The organism is Aquitalea pelogenes, from assembly GCF_001515305.1.
GTDB classification, from domain to species: domain Bacteria; phylum Pseudomonadota; class Gammaproteobacteria; order Burkholderiales; family Chromobacteriaceae; genus Aquitalea; species Aquitalea pelogenes.
This window is the reverse complement of record NZ_LNQV01000060.1, coordinates 1-20,596: the sequence shown is the minus strand read 5'-3', so window position 1 is coordinate 20,596 and position 20,596 is coordinate 1. Positions and strand designations below refer to the sequence as shown.

Sequence of the window (20,596 nt, the reverse complement as noted above, 5' to 3'; positions counted from 1 at the left end):
ACAGACGTGCCGCTCAGGGTCTTAAGCGGTCGGCTGTCCGCAGCGGCGCGACGCTAGCGTGCCGCAAGTTCCGGCCGCGCCCTGAGTGGCATGGCTGGGACGGGAATTCGACGCGCTGCGGGTCGCCTTTTCTTTGGGTACTTTCTTTTGGCGAAGCAAAAGTAAAGTACCTCGACGGCGGGGCGAGACCCGCGATTTGTTTTTGTCTTTGCTTTTCGATGGTTTTCTTGATGCACAAAGGGCAAGCATCCGCTGACGCGGATGATGATTTGCATGCCGCTTCCGCGCGGCGGACGGGAAGGAGAGCTTGCCTGGCCAAGCCCTCCTTCACCTCCAAGGCCACCCAGCAAGCATGGCCTGTGGCTGCCCGACAGGACCTGACACTGCTGCGGCACGGCTGGAACTCGCGATTGGCTAAGGTCCAATCGCTCAAACAGCCAGCCGCTTAAAACCGCAGCAGCGCTACCCGTCGGCATGCTTGACGGGGCCCAAGGGGTGCGTTGGTGCGGTGGTTTTCCAGCAGAGAAAATGGATTTATTCGGTAGTGTTGCGCGGTGGATCGCCCCTTTGGGGCATCCACCCTACGGGGGAGATGCGTAGGGCGGATGCCCCAGCCTTACCGGGGCGTTCCGCTGCAGTTCCGACTGTTGCCAAAGAAATTTCCCGAAAACAGCACGGCCCTTTTCTTCTCTGAAGCACTTGCATCTGTGCTGATGACACATGTCGGTGGGGTGTCATATCACATTGCCACGCAGTATTTGCTGCTGTAATAACAAAGTTATAACATTGATGGATGATCTGCCTGTACACACAAGGAGTAAATGATGAAAGCCATGCTAAGGAAAATGGGCAACTCTCAGGGAATCATCATCCCCAAGGCGCTGATTACCCAGTTCGGCTTTGACGGCGAAGTCGAAATGACGGTGACGCCAGAAGGGATCATGCTGGCCAAACCCAAAGAACAAGTCCGGGCAGGCTGGGCTGCTGCCAGTCAGGCATTGGCAGAGGCCGGAGACGATGGGCTGGTTTACCCGGAATTTGGCAATGAGGGTGATGAGGCGCTGACATGGTGAGGCGCGGTGAAGTCTGGCTGATCAATCTTGACCCGACCGTGGGTAGCGAAATACGAAAAACCCGCCCCTGCGTAGTGGTGTCACCTGCGGAGATGCATGACTATCTGCGCACGGTCATCGTTACCCCCATGACTACCGGCAGCAAACCAGCACCATACCGGATACCGCTTACCTTTCAGGGTAAACAAGGTTTGATTCTGCTGGATCAGATCCGGGTATTGGACAAGACACGGCTGGTCAGGAAACTGGGTGAGGTGGAGGACGAAACGCTGGAGGCAACACTGGAAACCTTGCAGGAAGTGTTTGCCATGTGAGTGCTGTGCTGGCGCAATTTCCAGTTCCTGGCCCGCAAGGTTGGAAACCCGGTTTGCAATGGGACAAGGCCCGCAAAGCATTGCCGTGGTTGTGCCACTGCCTGCTAATGCAGTAGCAATTCCGGCAAGGAGGTGCGTTTAGCTTCATCTTCCTGCCATACCACCTGATTATCCACCGCGTAGAGCCAGCACTTGGCTCCGGGGTCTGCCAGACAGATCGACAATGTCTTGCGCATTGCATCGCTATCATTAGCAATCCAGCGCCAGCCGCCGCGCTGATTGATGACAAAGGCCTTGGGCGTGGCGGCTTTCAGATAGACAGGATAACGGGCGCGACCTTTGTCACCGATGTAGGGGATGGCCTGGACATCGTCGATAGAGGCGTAAGCAGAGGGTGGCGGCACCTTGTCGCGGTGCTGCAAGGGGCTGGTTGGAGTGGGTGCGGCCACCGCCGCCGTATTCGTCATCTGTCCTGACAGGGCGGTAGCCAAACCATCCAGCAGTACGCTTTCCCAATTGGTAGCCAGGATATTCGGCGCAAAAGTCCTTTTGGATACTACTTCCACGCGGGTTTGACTGACCTCGTTCTGGGATTGCTCAGGGGACACGAATATCGCCACATTCTCGCCATAGCTGAAGGCACTCATGCCACGTTGTGCCAGGGCCATCCCCTGCTGTTTGTCGCCGTTGACATAATCCAGACCACTGGCGCGAACCACTCCGGGCAGCACAGCCCACACCTGTTCGGTTGATGCAGCATACACACGGGCTGTGCCTGAGCCTTTGGCTGCAATCGAGGTGGCCATGGTGGAGCAGCCACTGAGCATTGCAATACAGGCAAACAACAGACTCATCCACAAGCATCTCGATATCATGTGCAGGCTTTCAGGGAAGGGCTGGCGGCATGCCAGCAGCAAGGGCAGCCGCGAATGCGGCCATGTGCGCATGCCAAAATAATATCACATCATCATTTTTCAAATCGCTCTAGCAGAACCGGTGCTCGCTTACCTCGCCCCGGCCACTGCCAGGCAAGCCGGTGTCAGGTTTCAGAATGACTGGGTGGTGATATGCACATCCGGAAACCACAGTGCGCTCCAGCGGGCTGTTTTCTCGCTGCTCGCCAATAGCCTGGGCGACACCGATACCGGTGTGCCAAGCGCTGCGGCCTCTTGCAGGGCCGCGCAATTCACCGTCCCATACAGGCGGCTGCCATCCTGATACAACACGCCCATCAGCACCCCGCAGCGGGTGCAAAACACGAAGTCGGCCATCCGGCTGCCGTGCCGGTATTTTCCCAAGCCGCCCGCATCACTCACCGTTATTTGCAAACTGCCATGCGGGTCGGACAGGTAGGACGCGCCATGCTTGCGACAGAAATCGCAATCACAAGCCCGGGGTGTGTAATCGCCCAGTGGCTGGCTTAATTCAAGCTGGAGGTGGATGTTGCCGCAATGGCAGGCTCCGCTCACTTTGTGCATGGTGTGCTCCTGCAATCCTGATGTTTGATCTTGTCGCCGTCTCCACCGTGCCGGCAGTCCGGGGATTCAGCCCGGATAGCTGGCAGCGTGCAGTTCGGCAGGGCTGAGTACAAAGGCGCTGCTATCGCTCAGCCTGTCCACCGCCAGGTCGATGAAGCGCCGTACGCGAGCAGGTTGTGCTGCCCGGCTGCCGTAATAGACAAACAGGCTGTAATGATCGGCCATGTTTTCCAGCAGGATGGGCAGCAGCCTGCCACTGCGTATCAGTGGCGCGGCAGTGGGGGCGGCCAGTTGGCCGATGACTTCTCCGGCCAGTACCGCGCGCAGTTCCATGGCTTCGTCATTGGTGCAGAAGGCCGGGTTGACCGGCTGATCCTGCGTGCTGTCGCCCACTCGTACGCGCCAGGGCACCACGCGGCCGTCGCTGGGGCTGCGAAAGGCACTGCAGCGGTGGGCGCTCAGATCGTACAGGCTCTGTGGCCTGCCGTGCTTGCGCAGATAACTGGGTGCCGCGCAGATGATCAGCTGCATGGGAAACAGGCGACGGGCCACCAGGCCTTCCTGCGGCGAGTTGCCCAGGCGGAAGCCGACGTCGATGCGGTCTTCCACCCAGTTGCCGATGCGGTCATCCAGTTGCACGTCCAGCTGCACCTCGGGGTAGAGCCGGCAGTATTCGTCCATCACCGGGCCTATCACCGCATGCAGGGTTGTGCGCGGCCCGACGATGCGCAGCGGCCCGGACAGCTCGTCCTTGCTTTGGCGCACGGTGGTGAGGGCTTGCTGAAAGCCGGCCAGCGACGGTTGTACCGCTTCCAGAAAGCGCTGTCCCTCTTCGGTGAGCGACATGCTGCGGGTGGTACGGTGAAACAGGCGCACGCCCAGGTAATGTTCCAGCTGGCCCAGTGCCTTGCTGGCCGCCTGTGGCGAGATTTGCTGCGCGGCGGCGGCCTGGCTGAGGCTGCAAGCTCGGCGGTGCGGACAAAGGTGGTGATGGCGCGCAGCTCATTGATGGGCATGGCTTTGGTCCTGCTGATCATTATCATGAATAAGTTGTAGATTATTCAAATAATAGCCAGCTAGTTCAATGTTTATCTGACAGATAAAGTGGCGGCCATCAACAGCATCCGCCACAAGGCCGCAGAGGATAAGCATGGAAAACTTCACTTTTTTCAATCCCACCACCATTGATTTCGGCACAGACAAAGAGCAGCTGATCGGCCAGCACCTGGCTGAGCATGGCATCAGCAAGGTGCTGCTGTGCTATGGCAGCGAGCGCATCAAGCGTGACGGCCTGTTTCAGACGGTGAGCCAGAGCCTGGCGGCGCAAGGCATCGAATTTGTCGAACTCGGCGGCATTGTCAGCAATCCGCTGCTCAGCAAGGTGCGTGACGGTATTGCGCTGGCGCGCGGGCATCAGGTGGGGGCTGTGCTCAGTGTGGGTGGCGGTTCGGTGCTGGACAGCAGCAAGGCCATTGCCGCCGGAGTGGCTTACGCCGGTGATGTGTGGGATCTGTTCATCGGCAAGGCGGCCATCGATTCCGCATTGCCGGTGTTTTCCATCCTCACGCTGGCGGCCACCGGCAGCGAGATGAACAGTGGCGCGGTGGTGACCAACGAAGCCACCAAGGAGAAATTTGCCATCCGCTCGGTGCATACCTTCCCGCGGGTGTCCATTGTCAACCCGGCGCTGATGCAGACGGTGACGCGCGACTATCTGGTGTATTCGGCCGCCGACATCATCGCCCACTGCATTGAAGGTTATTTCACCGCCACGGTGCAGCCGGGTTTGCAGTCGCGCATGGTGGAGGCCATCGTCCAGACGGTGATCGAAAACACCCACATCCTGCTGGAACAGCCGGACAACTATCCGGCGCGTGCCGAGTTTGCCTGGGCGGCCACGCAGGCGCTCAACGGCCTGATCTACGCCGGGACTGCCGGTTTCAGCTACCCCAATCACATGATCGAGCACGCCTTGTCCGCACTGTTCAATGTGCCGCACGGCGCTGGTCTGTCAGTCATCATGCCGGCCTGGATGAAGTGGTATCACGAGCGCAACCCGGCGCAGTTCCAGCGTTTTGCCAAGCAGGTGTTTGATCTTGATGACGGATTGCAAGGCATTGCCGCGCTGGAGGGCTGGTTTGACCGCATCGGCACCCCCACGCGTCTGGCGCAACTGGGCATCACCGAGGCGGACTTGCCAGCCATCACCGAGGTGGTACTGGGTAATGCGCAGTGGTTCGGCATTGCCGATCTGTACACCCGCGATGTGGTGGGCGAGATCCTGCAACGGGCTTTGTAAGTCGGGATGAAAGCAAGAGAACAAGCCGTCATGACACCTCTTTCCACGCCGTCTGCCAGAGCACTGAATCGCAGCATGGTGCTGTCCATCATCATGGTCAGCTACCTGATGCTGGTGATTGATATTTCCATCGTATTGACCGGCCTGCCGCGCATCCAGCGGGCACTGGGCTTCACGCCTGCCAGCCTGTCGTGGATCCAGAACGCCTACACCCTGACCTTTGGCGGCTTCTTGCTGCTGGGCGCGCGGGCCGGCGACATTCTGGGGCGGCGGCGCATGTTCATCACCGGACTGGCCATTTTTACCCTGGCTTCGCTGGCCATCGGTGCTGCCATGACGCCCGCCTGGATGATTGCCTTCCGTGCGGTGCAGGGGCTGGGTGCTGCCATTCTGGCACCGTCCACGCTGGCGCTGATTTCCACTCATTTCGAGGAAGGGCCGGAACGTACCCGGGCGCTGGCGCTGTATGCGGCGGCGGCGGGCATTGGTGCCACGCTGGGTCTGGTGGCGGGCGGCCTGCTGGCGGACCTGATTTCCTGGCGTGCCGGTTTCTTCATCAATCTGCCGCTGGGCATGCTGCTGATTGCCGGCAGCCTGCGCTACATCCGTGAAACACCACGGCAATCCGGGCGTTTTGACATGGCCGGTGCGCTGACTTCCACCCTGGGCATGTGCTGGCTGGTGTTCGGCATTGTCGAGGCGGCCGAGTCCGGCTGGGGCACGGTGCAAAGCTGGAGCGGCATGCTGGGCGGCGTGCTGCTGCTGGCAGCCTTCCTGTGGATTGAATCGCACGCACGGCAGCCCTTGTTGCCGCTGTCCTTGCTGCGCAATGCACAGCGCAATGCCGCGTATATCGCACGACTGCTGTTTTTGTGCGGCATGGCCGGTTTCTGGTTCTTCACCGCGCAATACCTGCAAGGCGTGCTCGGTTTCTCACCCATGCTGGCCGGCATGGCCTTCGTGCCGGTCACCTTGCCCCAGCTGGCCACTTCGCTGTCCGTACCGGCAGCAGTGCGACGCTTCGGGCAGCGGCGGATTTTGCTGCTTGGCCTCACCCTGTGCCTGGCCGGTGTGCTGTGGCAGGGGCTGGCCGCGACACAGGCTGATTATCTGACCGGAGTCATGGGGCCGATGCTGCTGGTGGGCTTTGGTCAGGGCTGGGTACTGGCACCGCTTACCGTGGCAGGGGTGGCCGGTGTTGAGCCGAACAACGCCGGGGCGGCGTCCGGTGTGCTGAATGTGGCTCATCAGATTGGCGCCACCCTGGGGCTGGCCATTCTGGTGGTGGTGTATTCCGGCGGCCACGCCACGCTGTATCCGGCGGCTGACATGGCACGACATACCGGCCATGTGCTGGAAGTGGCGGCTTTGTTTCTGGCCGCGGCCTTGCTGGTGGTACTGCGTTACATCCGCTTCGACCTGCTTGCCCGCCCGCTGCCGGGTGTCCAGCGGCAAGGCGGCCATGCCCGGTCTTGAGCCTTTCATCCGAAACCCCTTAGCAGAAAGCACATGACATGACTGAAGCCACACTTGCCAACCATACCGTTACCGTTACCCGCGCCGGTTCGCAGCACTCCTACCCCGGCCCGGCCGACTGGTTTACCGGCACCGTGCGGGTGGACCCACTGTTTGTTGCCGCAAAACCGGCAGCGGGCTCCGGTGCGCTGGTGACCTTTGAACCGGGTGCGCGTACCGACTGGCATACCCACCCGCTGGGGCAGACGCTGATCGTGACCGCCGGTTGCGGCCGCGTGCAGCCATGGGGTGGGGAGGTGCAGGAAATCCGCCCCGGCGACGTGGTGAGCATTCCGGCCAATACCAAACACTGGCACGGTGCTGCGCCGGGGACGGCGATGAGCCATATCGCCATTCAGGAGCAACTGGACGGCAGTGCGGTAACCTGGCTGGAAAAAGTCGGTGCCGAACAGTACGGCAGCTAGATGACAACAGGGGGCGATGAGCCCCCTTTGTCATGCCTGGTCACAGCATTCCAACGCGTGTGGCAGCGTGACTAGCGCAGCACCACCGTGCGGTTGTCGTTGAGGAACACTCGGCGCTCCAGGTGGTAGCGCACGGCGCGGGCCAGCGCCTGGCATTCCATGTCGCGGCCGGTGGCTTGCAGGTCTTCCGGGGTGTAGGCGTGGTCTACCCGGTCCACCACCTGTTCGATGATGGGGCCTTCGTCCAGATCGTCGGTAATGTAGTGGGCGGTGGCGCCAATCAGCTTTACCCCGCGCTCATGCGCTTGCAGATAGGGGCGGGCACCCTTGAAGCCGGGCAGGAAGGAGTGGTGGATGTTGATGGCGCGGCCGGACAGGCGGGCGCAGGTGGCGCTGGTGAGCACCTGCATGTAGCGCGCCAGAATCACCAGCTCGGAGCCGGTTTCCTCGATCAGCGCCAGCAGGGCGGATTCCTGCTCGGCCTTGTTGGTCGGGTCCAGCGGCAGGTGGTGGAAGGGCAGGCCGTAGGCTTCGGCAATCGGGGCCAGGTCGCGGTGGTTGGACACCACGGCGGTGACGGTCATGTCCAGATCGCCCATTTTCTGCCGGTACAGCAAGTCATTCAGACAGTGGTCCAGCTTGGACACCATGATCATCACCCGCGCCTGTTCCCGCCGGTCCTGTAATTGCCAGCGCAGGTCCTGGTAGTGGCTGCCCATGTCGCGCATGCCCTGGTTCAGCCGTGCCGGGTCGAACACCTCGGTTTGCGGGTGGAACACGCAACGCACGAAAAAGCGCTGGCTGACGGCATCGTCAAACACCGCCAGTTCGTCGATATAACAGCCCTGGGATTCCAGCAGGGCCGAGAAACGGGCCACCTGACCGGAAGCACTGTGGCAGGTGAAGCTGAGGATGTAGGACGGTGCAGTGGCTTTCATGAGCGGGTCTTTCCTTGTCGTGTGGCAGGCGTGCTGCCTGTCCTGTGTGCGCTAACCCTAAGGCCTGGCTGCCGTGCGGGCTGGCTTCAATGCGTCCGCTTTGCGTCCATTTCAGACATGTGACGCAGTGTCGTGTCTGGGCAAGTGCTTGTCCTTTTCAGCCAAACGGCTTGGGGCTCAGGTCTGGAGAATGGGCCTTGTCCGAATACATCCACCCCGCTGGAGCCGCAGATGGCAAACCGATACTCCCTGTGGAGCCTGATCAAGAACGGGCTCAAGCATCATGAAAGCTGGCAGCCGGCCTGGAAGAGCCCGCAGCCGAAGAAAAACTACGACGTCATCATCGTCGGCGGTGGCGGCCACGGCCTGGCCACGGCTTACTACCTGGCCAAGGAGCATGGCATCAAGAATGTGGCCGTGCTGGAGAAGGGCTATCTGGGCGGCGGCAATACCGCACGCAACACCACCATCATCCGTTCCAATTATCTGTGGGATGAAGCGGCGCACTTGTACGAACACGGCCTGAAATTGTGGGAAGGCCTGTCGCAGGACCTCAACTTCAACGTGATGTTCAGCCAGCGCGGCGTGATGAACGTGGGCCACACCCTGCAGGACATGCGCGACATCGAACGCCGCGCCAATGCCAACCTGCTCAACGGCGTGGATGCGGTGGTGATGACCCCGCAGGAAATCAAGGACATGGTGCCGCTGATCGACATCAGCCACCGCACCCGCTACCCCATCATGGGTGCCAGCTTCCAGCCGCGTGGCGGCGTGGCGCGGCACGATGCGGTGGCCTGGGGCTTTGCCCGTGGCGCGTCCGAACTGGGTGTGGACATCATCGAGCAGTGCGAAGTTACCGGCCTGATCATCGAAGGCGGGCGCATCAAGGGTGTGAATACCAGCCGTGGCGACATCATGGCCGACCGGGTGGGCTGTGTGGCAGCGGGTAATTCTTCGGTGCTTGCCAGGATGGCCGGGCTGCGCCTGCCACTGGAAAGCCACCCCTTGCAGGCCTTTGTGTCCGAATCCATGAAGCCCTGTATCGACACCGTGGTGATGTCCAACGCCGTGCACGGCTATGTCAGCCAGTCCGACAAGGGCGAGCTGGTGATCGGTGCCGGTATCGACAGCTATCTGGGCTATGGCCAGCGCGGCAGCCCGCATGTGATCGAACACACCGCCGCCGCCATCATCGAGATGTTCCCGTCCTTCTCCCGCGTGCGGATGAACCGCCAGTGGGGCGGCATTGTGGATGTCTCGCCGGATGCCTGCCCCATCATCAGCAAAACCCGCATCAAGGGCCTGTATTTCAACTGTGGCTGGGGCACCGGCGGCTTCAAGGCCACGCCCGGCTCGGGCAATGTGTTTGCCCACACCATCGCCCATGACGATCCGCACCCGCTGAACCGCGCGTTCTCGCTGGACCGTTTTGCCACCGGACATCTGATCGACGAGCACGGCGCAGCCGCCGTGGCTCACTAGGGAGAGGCTTATGTTGGTGATTACCTGCCCGTACTGCCAAGAGGCAAGGGAAGAAGAAGAGTTCAGCTACGCCGGTGAAGCCTATATCGCCCGCCCGGCAGTGCCGGAAGAAGTGGACGATGCCACCTGGGGCGACTACGTGTTCCACCGCAAGAACCCGCGTGGCTGGCACTGGGAGCAATGGCAGCACGTGGCCGGCTGTCGCAAGGTGTTTGCGGTAAAGCGCCACACCGTCAGCTATGAAATTGCCGGCTCCTGGACGCTGGCCGACGGCAAGGCACTGTATCTGGAGGAACAAGCATGAGCGGCTATCGCATCCATCGCCCGGGCGAGCGCATCAATCGCCAGAAGCCGCTGAGCTTCATCTTCGACAATGTGCAGTACAAGGCCTTTTCCGGCGACACCCTGGCCTCGGCCCTGCTGGCCAACGGCGTGCGCCTGATCGGCCGCAGCTTCAAGTATGGTCGTCCGCGCGGCATCGTCGCTTTGGTGCCGAGGAGCCGAATGCGCTGATCCAGCTGGAAACTGGCGCGCATACCGTGCCCGACCTCAAAGCCACGCAAGTGGAGCTGTATCAGGGCCTGCTGGCGGGCAGCACCACCGGCTACCCCTCGCTGGATTTCGACCTCAAGGGCCTCCTGGGCAAGTTTGGCCGCTTCATGCCGCCGGGCTTCTACTACAAGACCTTCATGGAGCCGGTGAAAGCCTGGCCCATCTACGAGAAATACATCCGCAAGGCCGCCGGTTATGGCCGTGCCCCGACCGAAGCCGACCCGGAAAGCTACGACCACCTGCATCACCATATCGATGTGCTGGTGGTAGGTGGCGGCGCTGCCGGCCTGTGGGCTGCCACGCTGGCGGGCCGTGCCGGGCTGAAAACCCTGCTTGTGGACGAGCAGGCTGAAATGGGCGGCTGGCTGCTGACCGAACGCCGCAGCCGCATCGACGGCCTGTCCGGCATGGACTGGGTGAACCAGCGTCTGGCCGAACTGGCCAGTCTGCCCAATGTCACCGTGCTGCCGCGCACCACTGCCTTTGCCCTGCACGACCTCAACCTGGTACAGGCGGTGGAGCTGCTGCAAGACCACCTGCCGCTGACCGAACGCAATGCCGCGCTGCCGCGCCAGCGTCTGCACAAGATTCGCGCTCATCAGGTGATTCTGGCCAGCGGTGCCATCGAACGCCCGCTGGTGTTCGGTTACAACGACGTGCCGGGCGTGATGACTGCCGCCGCCGGTCACAGCTACCTCAACCGCTATGGCGTGGCGGTGGGCCGCGAAGTGCTGGTGCAAACCCAGAACGATGCCGCTTACGAAGCCGCGCTGGACCTGGCGCTGTCCGGCGTCAAGGTGACGCTGGCCGATGCCCGTCAGGGCGGGGCTGCCGCATGGCGTCAGCAAGCACTGAAGAATGCCGGTGCCGAATTGCTGCTGGGCCATGGCATTGCCAAGGTGCTGGGCGACAAGAGCGTCAGCGGCGCACAACTGGTGAAGCTGGATGGCCGCAGCAATCAGGTGGTCGGCTCCGGCCCGCGCCTGAGCGTGGACACCGTGCTGTCCTCCGGCGGCCTGACTTCCACCGTGCATCTGTTCTGCCACAATGGTGGCCGACCGGTGTGGAATCAGCAGCAGCTGTCCTTTGTCTGCCCGGATGAAGGCCGCGAAAACATTGCCTGCGTCGGCGCTATCACCGGCCGCTGGGAGTTGTCCGATGCGCTGAGCCAGACCCACGCCGCCGTGGCCGCCCTGTTGCTGGGCCATGGTCGTGGCAGCACCGGCAAGGCCCCGGCAGTCGCCAGCGAAGAAGTGGCTGCGCCGCGTGCCATCTTCCGCCTGCCGGACGGCAAGCCGGAAGGTCATGGAGCCAAGGCCTTTGTCGACTACCAGAACGATGTGGCCGCCGCCGACATCCACACGGCAGTGCGCGAAAACTACCGCTCCATCGAACACGTCAAGCGCTATACCGCGCTGGGCTTCGGTACCGATCAGGGCAAGCTGTCCAATATCAACGGCTTTGCCATTGCGGCCGAAGCGCTGGGCAAACCCATTGCCGAAGTGGGCACCACCACTTACCGGCCGTCCTACACCCCGGTGACTTTTGGTGCGCTGGCAGGCCCGCACGTGGGCGAAACCTTCGATCCGCGCCGCTACACCGCCATGCAGGCCAGCCATGATGCACGCAAGGCCGAGTACGAAGTGGTGGGCCAGTGGATGCGCCCCTGGTACTTCCCCAAGCCGGGTGAAGACCTGCACGCTGCGGTCAACCGCGAATGCCTGGCCACCCGTAACAGTGTGGGTGTGATGGATGCTTCCACCCTGGGCAAGATCGACGTCAAGGGCCCGGATGCACGCGAATTCCTCAACCGCATCTACAGCAATGCCTGGAGCAAGCTGGACCCCGGCAAGTGCCGCTACGGCCTGATGCTGGACGAAAACGGCATGGTGATGGACGACGGTGTGACTGCCTGCCTGGCAGACGACCACTTCCACATGACCACCACCACCGGCGGCGCGGCACGGGTGTACAGCTGGCTGGAGCGCTGGCACCAGACCGAATGGCCGGAGCTGAAAGTACGCTTCACCACCACTACCGACCACTGGGCCACCGTGGCCGTGGTGGGGCCGAACAGCCGCAAGGTGCTGCAAAAGCTGTGTACCGACATCGACTTCGACAAGGACGCCTTCAAGTTCATGGATGGTCGCAGCGGCACCGTGGCCGGGCTGCCGGCGCGGGTGTTCCGCATCAGCTTCTCCGGTGAACTGGCCTACGAAATCAATGTGGATGCCAACTATGGCCGCTACATGTGGGAAGAAGTGATGAAGGCGGGTGCCGAGTTCGACATCACCCCCTACGGCACCGAAACCATGCACGTGTTGCGGGCCGAGAAGGGCTTCATCATCGTCGGTCAGGATACCGACGGCTCGATGAGCCCGAACGATCTGGCCATGAGCTGGGCAGTGGGCATGAAAAAGCCGTTCAGCTTCCTCGGCAAGCGTTCGCTGCTGCGTTCGCACACCGCGGGTGAAGGCCGCAAGCAGCTGGTGGGCCTGCTGCCGCTGGACCCGAAAGTGGTACTGGCCGAAGGCGCGCAGATTCTCAGCAATACCGATGACACGGTGCCGGCTGCCATGCAGGGCCATGTCACCTCCAGTTATCACAGTGCCTTCCTTGGCCGCTCCATTGCCATGGCCGTGCTGAAGGATGGCAGCAAGCGTGAGGGCGACACGGTGTTCGTCTGGGCGCATGGCAAGAGTGTGCCGGCGCAGGTGGTGTCGTCAGTGTTCGTGGACAAGGAAGGGGTGCGTCAACATGCCTAAGCAAGGTTTCCAACCATTCATGGAGTCGCCGCTCCATCACTTCAAGCTGGATGCCGAGGCGCAGCCGCGCCGTGCCGATGGCCGCATCTGGTGTAACGAACTGCCGCATCTGGGCTATGCCGTGCTGCGTGGCGATACCGCCGAAGCCGGTTTTGCCCAGCTGGTGGAGCAAGTCACCGGCCTCGCCCTGCCGCTGAAAGCCGGGGCAGTCAGCCAGGGCCCGCAAGGTGTGCTGATGTGGACTTCGCCGGATGAATGGCTGCTGGTGAGCCATCGCCAGCGCCTGGCCGACTGGACGGCGCAACTGGATGCCGGCTTTGCCGCGCAACAGCTGTTTGCCCAGACGGTGGACTCCAGCGGCGGCCTCACCCTGGCCTGGCTGGGCGGGGCCGAGCACATCACCGTGCTGCGTCATCTGGGGGTGTACGACTTCGAATCCATCCCGCTGGGCCATATGGTGAGCACCGTGCTGGGCAAGGCCACCGTGCAGGTAATCCGTCTGGATACCGACGGCGTGTTTGTGGTGTTCCGCCGCAGCTTTGCCGACTATGTGTGGCGTCTGCTGCGCCGCGCCGCGCAGCCCTACGGCTTTGCCGTGTGCCAGCTGGAAGCGCGTAGTGACCATCCGCTGTTTGCCCAGCTGGCTGCGCCCAGGCCCAGCCTGATTCTGGCTTGAAAGCACGCCAGCAGTCGTCCGGAGGGAGGACTGCTGCGCATCCATTTACTGGCGGCGCGCCGGGTGGTCCGGCGCCGCGGCTGGTTCAACCATCGCTGTTGGGGAGTACGTGTATGACGACGCTGCATCAGGACGCACTGGTGATTGACGGGCTGATCATTGCCAAATGGAGCCGTGAGGTATTTGACGACATGCGCCGTGGCGGCTTGTCGGCGGCCAACTGTACCGTGTCGGTGTGGGAAGGCTTTCAGGACACCGTGGCCAATATCGCGGAGATGAAAAAGCAGATTCGCGATTACAGCGACATCCTCACCCTGGTGCGCACCACCGAGGACGTGCGCCGTGCCAAGGCCGAGGGCAAGACCGGCATCATCCTGGGTTTCCAGAACGCCCACGCCTTTGAAGACAATCTGGGTTATATCGAAGCCTTTGCCGACATGGGCGTGCGCGTGGTGCAGCTGTGCTACAACACGCAAAACCTGGTGGGCACCGGCTGCTACGAGCGCGACGGCGGCCTGTCCGGCTTTGGCCGCGAAGTGATCAACGAGATGAACCGCGTGGGCATCATGGTGGATCTGTCCCATGTGGGCGGCAACACCTCGCGCGAGGCCATTCTGGAATCCAAAAAACCGGTGTGCTACTCGCACTGCCTGCCGTCCGGCCTGAAAGAACACCCGCGTAACAAGAGCGATGAAGAACTGCGCTTCATTGCCGACCATGGCGGCTTCATCGGCGTCACCATGTTCCCGCCCTTCCTCAAGCGCGGCATCGAGGCCACGGTGGACGACTATGTCGAGGCCATGGACTACATCATCAACCTGGTGGGTGAGGACTGCGTGGGCTACGGCACCGACTTCACCCAGGGCTATGACAAGGGCTTTTTTGACTGGATCACCCACGACAAGGGCCGTCATCGCCGCCTGACCAACTTTGGCACCATCCTCAATCCGGAAGGCATCCGCACCATTGGCGAAACGCCGAATCTGACCGCTGCCATGGAAAAGGCCGGCTGGTCCGAGAGCAAGATCCGCAAGGTGCTGGGTGAAAACTGGCTCCGTGTATTTGCAGACGTCTGGGGTAGTTGAGCCTTGAGCGGGGTCGCAAGACCCCGCTTTTTTATTCGCTTGCCACTGTGCCCGTCACCGGCGGGCTGCCGTTTACAACGAGAATGCCGGGCTGCCTTACGCAGACCATGGCGCGGTGCTGTAACGGAAGCGGGCTGACAACACGGCACTTCATGATGCCGCACCCGCTCTGTGATGTTCATCCTTGATTCAACCTGTCTATCTTTGGAGAACGCAATGCTGAAACGCCAATTTCTTGCCCTGCTGCTGGCCGGTGTGGCCCTGCCATTCTGTAGCCATGCGGCTGACAAGCCCACCATCAAGATCGGCTATGTAGAAGGCTGGTCGGACAGTGTGGCCACCACCAATGTGGCGGCCAACATCATCCGCAACAAGCTGGGTTATCCGGTGGAAATGGTGCCGGTGGCTGCCGGCATCATGTGGCAGGGGGTGGCCCGGGGCGACCTGGACGCCACGCTGTCGGCCTGGCTGCCCACCACCCACGAAGCGTATTACACCCAGTTCAAGGACAAAGTGGTGGATGTGGCGGTGAACTACCCCGGTGCCAAGATCGGCCTGATCGTGCCTGATTACGTGGCCGCGCATTCGATTGCCGACCTCAACGCCAACAAGGCCGCCTTCCAGGGCCGTATTGTCGGTATCGATGCCGGTGCCGGCGTGATGAAGAAAACCGAAGAAGCCATCAAGAAATACCAGTTGGACTACACCCTGCTGCCCAGCTCCGGCACCGGCATGGCGGCTGAACTGGCCCGCTCCATCAACAGCAAGAAATCCATTGCCGTCACCGGCTGGATTCCGCACTGGATGTTTGCCAAATGGAAGCTGCGCTTCCTGGAAGACCCACAGAAGGTGTACGGCGATGCCGAGCATGTGGATAGCGTGATCAACCCCGGCCTCACCGCCAAGGCGCCGGAAGTGGTGGCCTTCTTCAAGAAATTCCGCTGGAAGCCGGAGGAAATCGGCAAGGTGATGCTGGATGTGGAAAACGGTGCCAAACCGGCAGCTGCAGCGGATAGCTGGGTGAAGGCCAATGGTGCCAAGGTAAACGAGTGGACACACTGATCACGGCCTGAATGGCAACAGCCCGCTGCCTGGTTCATGGCGGCGGGCTGTTTGCTGCTGTATGGCCAGGCGCTACCGGGGATCGCCGTTGCTGCCGCTGTCTGCCAGCACCGTGACGCGGCTGGTGGGTGTCAGTAGCAGGCTGTTTTGCTTGGACAATGGTTCAGGTTCGGACCGTGCCATATGCTGGTGCAGCCAGTTTTCCAGCAAGGGCCAGATTTCGTTCTTGGCATTTTTCGACAATAGCAGCCGTTCGTGGCTGTAATCCTCCACAAAGCCCTGTGCCTGACTGCACAGCACATAGCGCTTGCTGGTGCTGCCAAAGCTGTCCAGCAAACGCTGGCAGCCCTCCGTCGGTGAAATGAAGTCATCCCCACCGCCAGCCAGCGCCAGCACCGGCAGTTGCTGCCTGCCCAGTGCAGCCAGATAGTCAAAACCATCCCCTCCCTGCATGCGGCCTTGCAGATTCCACCGGCACCATTGGCGCAGCAGGCGGCTGCTTTCCGCCTCGGTGGCCAGTGGCATCCAGTGACTGGCAATTTGCCGGCGCAAGGGCAGCAAGCAGGAAATCAGGCGAATCTTTTGCTGCATGGCCCAGCTGCGCTGGCGGCTGGATGCCTGGGCAGCCAGCATCTGCAAACCGGCCAGCCGCTCGCAGGCCGGGGCCTGTCTGGCCAGCCACATGGCGGCAATCACCGCTCCGGCGGAATGGCCCAGCCAGAAGGGACGCAGTGGCGCGCAGTTTTCTTCCACCGCGCGCAATACGGCCGGGACATCCTGTGTGGCCAGGGTTTCGAAATCGAAGCTGCGGCGCGGCGTGTCGCTGTGGCCGTGTCCACGCCAGTCAAACAACCAGCATTGCCAGCCGCGCGCGGCCAGATGGCTGGCCAGCGGTGCGCAACTGCGTTGATTGGAAAAAGTGCCGTGGGCCAGGATCAGCGGCGGACTGCCCCGGTCTCCCATGCGGCTGAGGAACAGGCGGGTACCGTCGTCGGTAAGCGTGTGCATGGTCAGGAACCTGTCGGAAAGTGGAGGTGGGGAGGCATCACTGGCCGGGCCGGTGACATGACCGTTGAATATGCCCGGATTGATGTCGCGCTTGGACTGGCCGAATTTGCTGGTGTTGGAGAAGTTCACCTGCTCACTGCGAAGTGCTGCGGCGATACAGACTGAGTGCAATGGCCAGACCGACCAGGATGGCGGCACAACTGCGGTTGATTCGCTGCAGGGCGCGGCGAGTCAAAATACGCATGCTGTGATGGCCTCCGGCAGCGTAGGCGCTCATGGCGACGATATCGATCAGCGCAGTGACCAGAGCCAGCGTGGCGTACTGGCCGGTCAGACTGGCCTGTGGCTGGATGAATTGCGGCAGAAAGGCAGAGAAAAATAGCAGCCCTTTGGGGTTGGACAAGGCAATCAGCAATGAGCGGCGAAAGGCAGCCCGGCCTTGCCCATTGTTGTTATCCCTTGTTGAGGCAGTGCTGGAAAGTGTGGGTGCTGCCTGCCACAGCTGCCATGCCAGATAGAGCAGATAAATGCACCCCACCCACTTGAGTAGCGTAAACAACTGTTCAGATGCCAATAGCAGGCTGCCAAGCCCGCAGCCAACCGCAGTGATCAGGATAAGGTCGGACAGCGCAGCACCGGCAATGCCGCAGGCGGCCACACGCATGCCGCTGTTGGCACCATTGTGCAGTGCCAGCAGCATGGTTGGTCCAGGGGTGATGGTGGCTGCGGTGGCGGCAATGACATAAAGCAAGAGTGTTGTACTGTCCATGTCGCGGGTCTCCTGAACAAGTGAATTTCCAGAGGTGAGGACATCTTGCAAACCTGGCAACCGTATCTGCCGAAGCAAGATGTTCGGCAACTGTCAGGTTTTGCCTACCAGCAGGCAAGTCATCCCAGCTTGAGTTTCCTACTCTCCTGTCATTTGGAAGGGTGGTGTGTGTGTGCTTGCGACCACGACGGTTGTGCTTTGCCCGTAAGCGACCGGCTTGTCGGTATGGGGCAAATACCTGTCGCAAGCGCTGAACAGCGTCAGCATGCCCTCCGGCACCATGCAAGGCAATGGCGGACAGACTCGCCCATCTTGCTCAGGAGAGTGGCATGCAACCTCAACTTCCCATCGACGTGGATGCCGACACCGGTGTCTGGAGTACCAACGGCCTGCCCATGCTGTATGTGCCGCGGCATTTCTTCATCAACAACCATCTGGCCATCGAGGCAGCACTGGGCCGTCGCGTGTATGCCGATTCGCTGTACGAAGCCGGTTATCGTTCTGCCCACTTCTGGTGTGGCAGCGAGGCGCAAACCCATGGCCTGAAGGGCATGGCGGTGTTCGAACACTATCTGTCCCGCCTGTCGCAGCGCGGCTGGGGCCAGTTCAGCTTCATCGAAGCCGACGAAGTGACCGGCAATGCCAGCATCCGCCTGGACAACTCCTGTTTCGTGCTGGCCCAGGGCGTGGCCGGTGCACCGCAGAGCGAACACATGGCCTGCTATCTGTTTGCCGGCTGGTTTGCCGGTGCCATGGACTGGGTGGGCGAAAACCTGGGCCATGACTACCGCACCGTCAGCCGCGAAAGCCAGTGTGCCGGCCTGGGTGCCGACTACTGCATTTTCACCGTTCATCCCTTGTAAGCCGGGAGTCGTCCCATGCGCTATCCGCACCTGTTTGCGCCCATTACCCTGAACAAGCTGACGCTGCGCAACCGCGTGGTGAGCACCGCGCATGCCGAGGTGTATGCCGAACCGGGCGGCCTGCCCGGCGACCGTTACATCCGCTACTACGAAGAAAAGGCCAAGGGCGGCCTGGGCCTGGCCATTTGTGGCGGCTCCAGTCCGGTGTCCATCGACAGCCCGCAAAGCTGGTGGAAGTCGGTGAACCTGGCCACCGACGCCATCATCGACCCGCTGGCGCGGCTGGCCGAGGCCATGCACCGCCACGGCGCCAAGATCATGATCCAGGCCACCCACATGGGCCGCCGCTCCAGCTATTACGGCGAGCACTGGCCGCATCTGGTCAGCCCGTCCGGCATTCGTGAGCCGGTACACCGTGGCAATGCCAAGGTGATCGAGCAGCATGAAATCCGCCGCATCATTGCCGACTTTGCCCAGGCTGCGCGCCGGGTGAAGGCTGCCGGCATGGACGGCATCGAGATTTCCGCCGCCCACCAGCATCTGATCGACCAGTTCTGGAGCCCGCGCACCAACTTCCGCACCGACGAATGGGGCGGCAGCTTTGAAAACCGCCTGCGCTTTGGTGTGGAAGTGCTCAATGCGGTGCGGGCCGAAGTGGGCCCGGATTTCTGCGTCGGCCTGCGCATGTGCGGTGACGAATTCCATGAAGACGGCCTCAGCCACGACATGCTGAAGGACATTGCCGCGGCCATGTCGGAAACCGGCCTGATCGACTACCTGTCGGTGGTGGGTTCCGGGGCCGACACCCACAACACCCTGGCCAACTGCATGCCGCCGATGGCCTTGCCGCCGGAGCCGTTTGTGCATCTGGCTGCCGGCATCAAGTCGGTGTCCAAGGTGCCGGTGATGCACGCGCAAAGCATTCGCGACCCGGTGCAGGCCGAGCGCATTCTGGCCAGCGGCATGGTGGACATGGTGGGCATGACCCGCGCCCATATTGCCGACCCGCATCTGGTGATCAAGATCCGCGATGGCAAGGAAGACCAGATCCGCCAGTGCGTGGGCGCCAACTACTGTATCGACCGCCAGTATCACGGTCAGGATGTGTTGTGCATCCAGAATGCCGCCACCAGCCGTGAAGCCACCATGCCGCACGACATTGCCAAGGCCGACAAGCTGCGCAAGGTGGTGGTGGTAGGTGCCGGCCCGGCCGGGCTGGAAGCCGCCCGCGTGGCGCGCGAGCGTGGCCATGAAGTGGTGCTGTTCGAGAAACAGCCGCAGGTAGGCGGGCAGATCGTACTCGCCGCCAAGGCCCCGCAGCGCGAACAGATGGCCGGCATCGTGCGCTGGCTGGACATGGAAACCCAGCGTCTGGGGGTGGATCGCCGTCTGGGCGTGGCCGCCGACAAGGCGATGATCCTGGCGGAAAAACCGGACATCGTGGTGCTGGCCACCGGCGGTATTCCCTATACCAGCCAGGTGCCGGACTGGGGTGTGGATGAAGGCATTGCCGTCAGCAGCTGGGACATCCTGTCCGGCAAGGTGGAGCCGGGCAAGAACGTGCTGGTGTATGACGCCGTCAGCACCCAGGCCGGTTTCGGCGTGGCCGACTTCCTGTCCAGCCGTGGCAGCACGGTGGAAATCGTCACCCCCGACGTAAAAGTGGGCGACGACACCGGCGGGACCACTTTCCCCATTTTCTACCGTCGCCTGTACGCACAAGGCATCATCCCCACCCCCAATTTCTGGCTGGACAAGGTGTATGCCGAAGGCGACAAGAAAATCGCCGTGCTGCGCAACGAATACACCGAAGCGCTGGAAGAACGGGCGGTGGATCAGGTGGTGATCGAAAACGGCATCCTGCCCAATGACAGCCTGTACTGGGACATGAAGGAGCTATCGAAGAACCAGGGCCAGACCGATGTCCACACTCTGTTTGCTTCGCAGCCGCAGCCTTCCCTGTCGCAGCCGCTGGCGGCGGGTGAGTTTTTGCTGTTCCGCGTGGGTGACTGCATTTCCATGCACAACATCCACGGTGCCATCTACGACGCCCTGCGTCTGGTGAAGGATTTCTGACATGAGCTTCTCCCTTGCCCATGCCCTGACCGGACTGTTCTGGCTGGGTGCTCTCCTGCTGCTGGGTGGCCTGGCCAGACGTGCCAGCCTGTGGCAGCAGGGGCGCAGCGCCAGTGTGTCCTGGCTTGGCCTTCTGGCCATGCCCAAGCGCTATTTTGTCGACATCCACCACGTGGTGGCGCGCGAGCCCGCCGTGGCCCGCGCCTCACGTGG

The 20,596-nt window shown here is 61.9% G+C and carries 22 protein-coding genes; 16 read left to right on the top strand and 6 right to left on the bottom strand.

Going from position 1 to position 20,596, the window contains the following annotated elements:
- The first annotated feature begins 821 nt into the window (after positions 1-821).
- Together AWT75_RS18405 and AWT75_RS18400 are read left to right on the top strand one after the other, a co-directional pair.
- On the top strand, positions 822-1,073 hold the full coding sequence (locus AWT75_RS18405) for an AbrB/MazE/SpoVT family DNA-binding domain-containing protein (RefSeq protein ID WP_197077257.1): 252 nt from the start codon (positions 822-824) through the stop codon (positions 1,071-1,073).
- A complete protein-coding gene (locus tag AWT75_RS18400; protein ID WP_045848390.1) occupies positions 1,067-1,387 on the top strand; it encodes a type II toxin-antitoxin system PemK/MazF family toxin in 321 nt (106 codons plus the stop codon). Before AWT75_RS18405 ends, AWT75_RS18400 begins: the two co-directional genes overlap by 7 nt.
- 104 nt (positions 1,388-1,491) lie before the next feature.
- Here AWT75_RS18400 and AWT75_RS18395 read toward each other — a convergent pair whose 3' ends face one another.
- The 3 genes from AWT75_RS18395 to AWT75_RS18385 all read right to left on the bottom strand — a co-directional run bounded on the left by AWT75_RS18395 (position 1,492) and on the right by AWT75_RS18385 (position 3,795).
- Complete coding sequence (locus tag AWT75_RS18395; RefSeq protein WP_153013382.1) at positions 1,492-2,241, bottom strand: hypothetical protein; 750 nt, start codon at positions 2,239-2,241, stop codon at positions 1,492-1,494.
- Between the two features lie 192 nt (positions 2,242-2,433).
- Positions 2,434-2,865 carry a GFA family protein gene (locus tag AWT75_RS18390; RefSeq protein WP_062791061.1) on the bottom strand — a complete coding sequence of 144 codons (432 nt, stop codon included), beginning with the start codon at positions 2,863-2,865 and terminating at the stop codon, positions 2,434-2,436.
- A gap of 66 nt (positions 2,866-2,931) precedes the next feature.
- On the bottom strand, positions 2,932-3,795 hold the full coding sequence (locus AWT75_RS18385; protein WP_204377102.1) for a LysR family transcriptional regulator: 864 nt from the start codon (positions 3,793-3,795) through the stop codon (positions 2,932-2,934).
- On the opposite strand from AWT75_RS18385, the gene AWT75_RS22320 reads away from it, so the two are divergent.
- The 4 genes from AWT75_RS22320 to AWT75_RS18370 all read left to right on the top strand — a co-directional run bounded on the left by AWT75_RS22320 (position 3,751) and on the right by AWT75_RS18370 (position 7,104).
- The gene (locus AWT75_RS22320; RefSeq protein WP_204377101.1) at positions 3,751-3,921 is read left to right on the top strand and encodes a hypothetical protein; all 171 of its coding nucleotides are present in this window, start codon (positions 3,751-3,753) and stop codon (positions 3,919-3,921) included. The genes AWT75_RS18385 and AWT75_RS22320 overlap by 45 nt on opposite strands.
- 94 nt (positions 3,922-4,015) lie before the next feature.
- On the top strand, positions 4,016-5,164 hold the full coding sequence (locus AWT75_RS18380) for an iron-containing alcohol dehydrogenase (RefSeq protein ID WP_062791055.1): 1,149 nt from the start codon (positions 4,016-4,018) through the stop codon (positions 5,162-5,164).
- A gap of 30 nt (positions 5,165-5,194) precedes the next feature.
- The gene (locus tag AWT75_RS18375; protein ID WP_062791053.1) at positions 5,195-6,640 is read left to right on the top strand and encodes an MFS transporter; all 1,446 of its coding nucleotides are present in this window, start codon (positions 5,195-5,197) and stop codon (positions 6,638-6,640) included.
- A gap of 38 nt (positions 6,641-6,678) precedes the next feature.
- Positions 6,679-7,104, top strand: a complete 426-nt coding sequence (locus AWT75_RS18370) for a (R)-mandelonitrile lyase (RefSeq protein ID WP_062791051.1) — start codon at positions 6,679-6,681, stop codon at positions 7,102-7,104.
- A gap of 71 nt (positions 7,105-7,175) precedes the next feature.
- Here AWT75_RS18370 and purU read toward each other — a convergent pair whose 3' ends face one another.
- Complete coding sequence (gene purU, locus AWT75_RS18365; protein WP_062791050.1) at positions 7,176-8,042, bottom strand: formyltetrahydrofolate deformylase; 867 nt, start codon at positions 8,040-8,042, stop codon at positions 7,176-7,178.
- Between the two features lie 231 nt (positions 8,043-8,273).
- On the opposite strand from purU, the gene AWT75_RS18360 reads away from it, so the two are divergent.
- The 7 genes from AWT75_RS18360 to AWT75_RS18335 all read left to right on the top strand — a co-directional run bounded on the left by AWT75_RS18360 (position 8,274) and on the right by AWT75_RS18335 (position 15,667).
- Positions 8,274-9,527, top strand: coding sequence for a sarcosine oxidase subunit beta family protein (locus AWT75_RS18360; protein WP_045848398.1), 1,254 nt, complete (start codon positions 8,274-8,276; stop codon positions 9,525-9,527).
- Positions 9,528-9,537: 10 nt separating this feature from the next.
- Positions 9,538-9,831, top strand: coding sequence for a sarcosine oxidase subunit delta (locus tag AWT75_RS18355; protein ID WP_045848399.1), 294 nt, complete (start codon positions 9,538-9,540; stop codon positions 9,829-9,831).
- On the top strand, positions 9,828-10,040 hold the full coding sequence (locus AWT75_RS23185) for a (2Fe-2S)-binding protein (RefSeq protein ID WP_239689653.1): 213 nt from the start codon (positions 9,828-9,830) through the stop codon (positions 10,038-10,040). Before AWT75_RS18355 ends, AWT75_RS23185 begins: the two co-directional genes overlap by 4 nt.
- Before the next feature lie 26 nt (positions 10,041-10,066).
- Positions 10,067-12,844: a sarcosine oxidase subunit alpha family protein gene (locus AWT75_RS18350; RefSeq protein ID WP_239689652.1), complete on the top strand. Its 2,778-nt coding sequence runs from the start codon at positions 10,067-10,069 to the stop codon at positions 12,842-12,844.
- A gap of 19 nt (positions 12,845-12,863) precedes the next feature.
- Entirely contained in the window at positions 12,864-13,520 is a 657-nt protein-coding gene (locus AWT75_RS18345) for a sarcosine oxidase subunit gamma (protein WP_062791048.1), read from the top strand.
- 113 nt (positions 13,521-13,633) lie between these two features.
- Positions 13,634-14,605 (top strand): dipeptidase, encoded by a 972-nt coding sequence (locus tag AWT75_RS18340; protein ID WP_045848403.1) that lies wholly within the window; start codon positions 13,634-13,636, stop codon positions 14,603-14,605.
- A 216-nt stretch (positions 14,606-14,821) separates the two neighbouring features.
- Entirely contained in the window at positions 14,822-15,667 is an 846-nt protein-coding gene (locus AWT75_RS18335; protein WP_062791046.1) for a glycine betaine ABC transporter substrate-binding protein, read from the top strand.
- A 72-nt stretch (positions 15,668-15,739) separates the two neighbouring features.
- On the opposite strand, the gene AWT75_RS18330 is transcribed toward AWT75_RS18335, so the two are convergent.
- Positions 15,740-16,804, bottom strand: coding sequence for an alpha/beta fold hydrolase (locus AWT75_RS18330; RefSeq protein WP_062791045.1), 1,065 nt, complete (start codon positions 16,802-16,804; stop codon positions 15,740-15,742).
- Between the two features lie 4 nt (positions 16,805-16,808).
- A complete protein-coding gene (locus tag AWT75_RS18325) occupies positions 16,809-17,444 on the bottom strand; it encodes a LysE family translocator (protein WP_062791044.1) in 636 nt (211 codons plus the stop codon).
- A gap of 329 nt (positions 17,445-17,773) precedes the next feature.
- Here AWT75_RS18325 and AWT75_RS18320 point away from each other — a divergent pair, with 329 nt between their 5' ends.
- From AWT75_RS18320 to AWT75_RS18310, 3 genes are all read left to right on the top strand, one after another.
- A complete protein-coding gene (locus tag AWT75_RS18320; protein ID WP_045847926.1) occupies positions 17,774-18,307 on the top strand; it encodes a DUF5943 domain-containing protein in 534 nt (177 codons plus the stop codon).
- A 15-nt stretch (positions 18,308-18,322) separates the two neighbouring features.
- Entirely contained in the window at positions 18,323-20,383 is a 2,061-nt protein-coding gene (locus tag AWT75_RS18315; protein ID WP_062791042.1) for an NADH:flavin oxidoreductase, read from the top strand.
- Between the two features lies 1 nt (position 20,384).
- A partial coding sequence (locus AWT75_RS18310; protein WP_153013381.1) for a DUF3483 domain-containing protein occupies positions 20,385-20,596 on the top strand: 212 nt, incomplete at its 3' end.

Coding starts and splice junctions, on each gene's coding strand:
- AWT75_RS18335 (WP_062791046.1), top strand. CDS start 14,822: ATGCTGAAACGCCAATTTCTTGCCCTGCTGCTGGCCGGTGTGGCCCTG.
- AWT75_RS18370 (WP_062791051.1), top strand. CDS start 6,679: ATGACTGAAGCCACACTTGCCAACCATACCGTTACCGTTACCCGCGCC.
- AWT75_RS22320 (WP_204377101.1), top strand. CDS start 3,751: ATGTTCCAGCTGGCCCAGTGCCTTGCTGGCCGCCTGTGGCGAGATTTG.
- AWT75_RS18390 (WP_062791061.1), bottom strand. CDS start 2,865: ATGCACAAAGTGAGCGGAGCCTGCCATTGCGGCAACATCCACCTCCAG.
- AWT75_RS18315 (WP_062791042.1), top strand. CDS start 18,323: ATGCGCTATCCGCACCTGTTTGCGCCCATTACCCTGAACAAGCTGACG.
- AWT75_RS18380 (WP_062791055.1), top strand. CDS start 4,016: ATGGAAAACTTCACTTTTTTCAATCCCACCACCATTGATTTCGGCACA.
- AWT75_RS18375 (WP_062791053.1), top strand. CDS start 5,195: ATGACACCTCTTTCCACGCCGTCTGCCAGAGCACTGAATCGCAGCATG.
- AWT75_RS18345 (WP_062791048.1), top strand. CDS start 12,864: ATGGAGTCGCCGCTCCATCACTTCAAGCTGGATGCCGAGGCGCAGCCG.
- AWT75_RS18360 (WP_045848398.1), top strand. CDS start 8,274: ATGGCAAACCGATACTCCCTGTGGAGCCTGATCAAGAACGGGCTCAAG.
- AWT75_RS18325 (WP_062791044.1), bottom strand. CDS start 17,444: ATGGACAGTACAACACTCTTGCTTTATGTCATTGCCGCCACCGCAGCC.
- purU (WP_062791050.1), bottom strand. CDS start 8,042: ATGAAAGCCACTGCACCGTCCTACATCCTCAGCTTCACCTGCCACAGT.
- AWT75_RS18340 (WP_045848403.1), top strand. CDS start 13,634: ATGACGACGCTGCATCAGGACGCACTGGTGATTGACGGGCTGATCATT.
- AWT75_RS18320 (WP_045847926.1), top strand. CDS start 17,774: ATGCAACCTCAACTTCCCATCGACGTGGATGCCGACACCGGTGTCTGG.
- AWT75_RS18355 (WP_045848399.1), top strand. CDS start 9,538: ATGTTGGTGATTACCTGCCCGTACTGCCAAGAGGCAAGGGAAGAAGAA.
- AWT75_RS18405 (WP_197077257.1), top strand. CDS start 822: ATGATGAAAGCCATGCTAAGGAAAATGGGCAACTCTCAGGGAATCATC.
- AWT75_RS18400 (WP_045848390.1), top strand. CDS start 1,067: ATGGTGAGGCGCGGTGAAGTCTGGCTGATCAATCTTGACCCGACCGTG.
- AWT75_RS23185 (WP_239689653.1), top strand. CDS start 9,828: ATGAGCGGCTATCGCATCCATCGCCCGGGCGAGCGCATCAATCGCCAG.
- AWT75_RS18395 (WP_153013382.1), bottom strand. CDS start 2,241: ATGAGTCTGTTGTTTGCCTGTATTGCAATGCTCAGTGGCTGCTCCACC.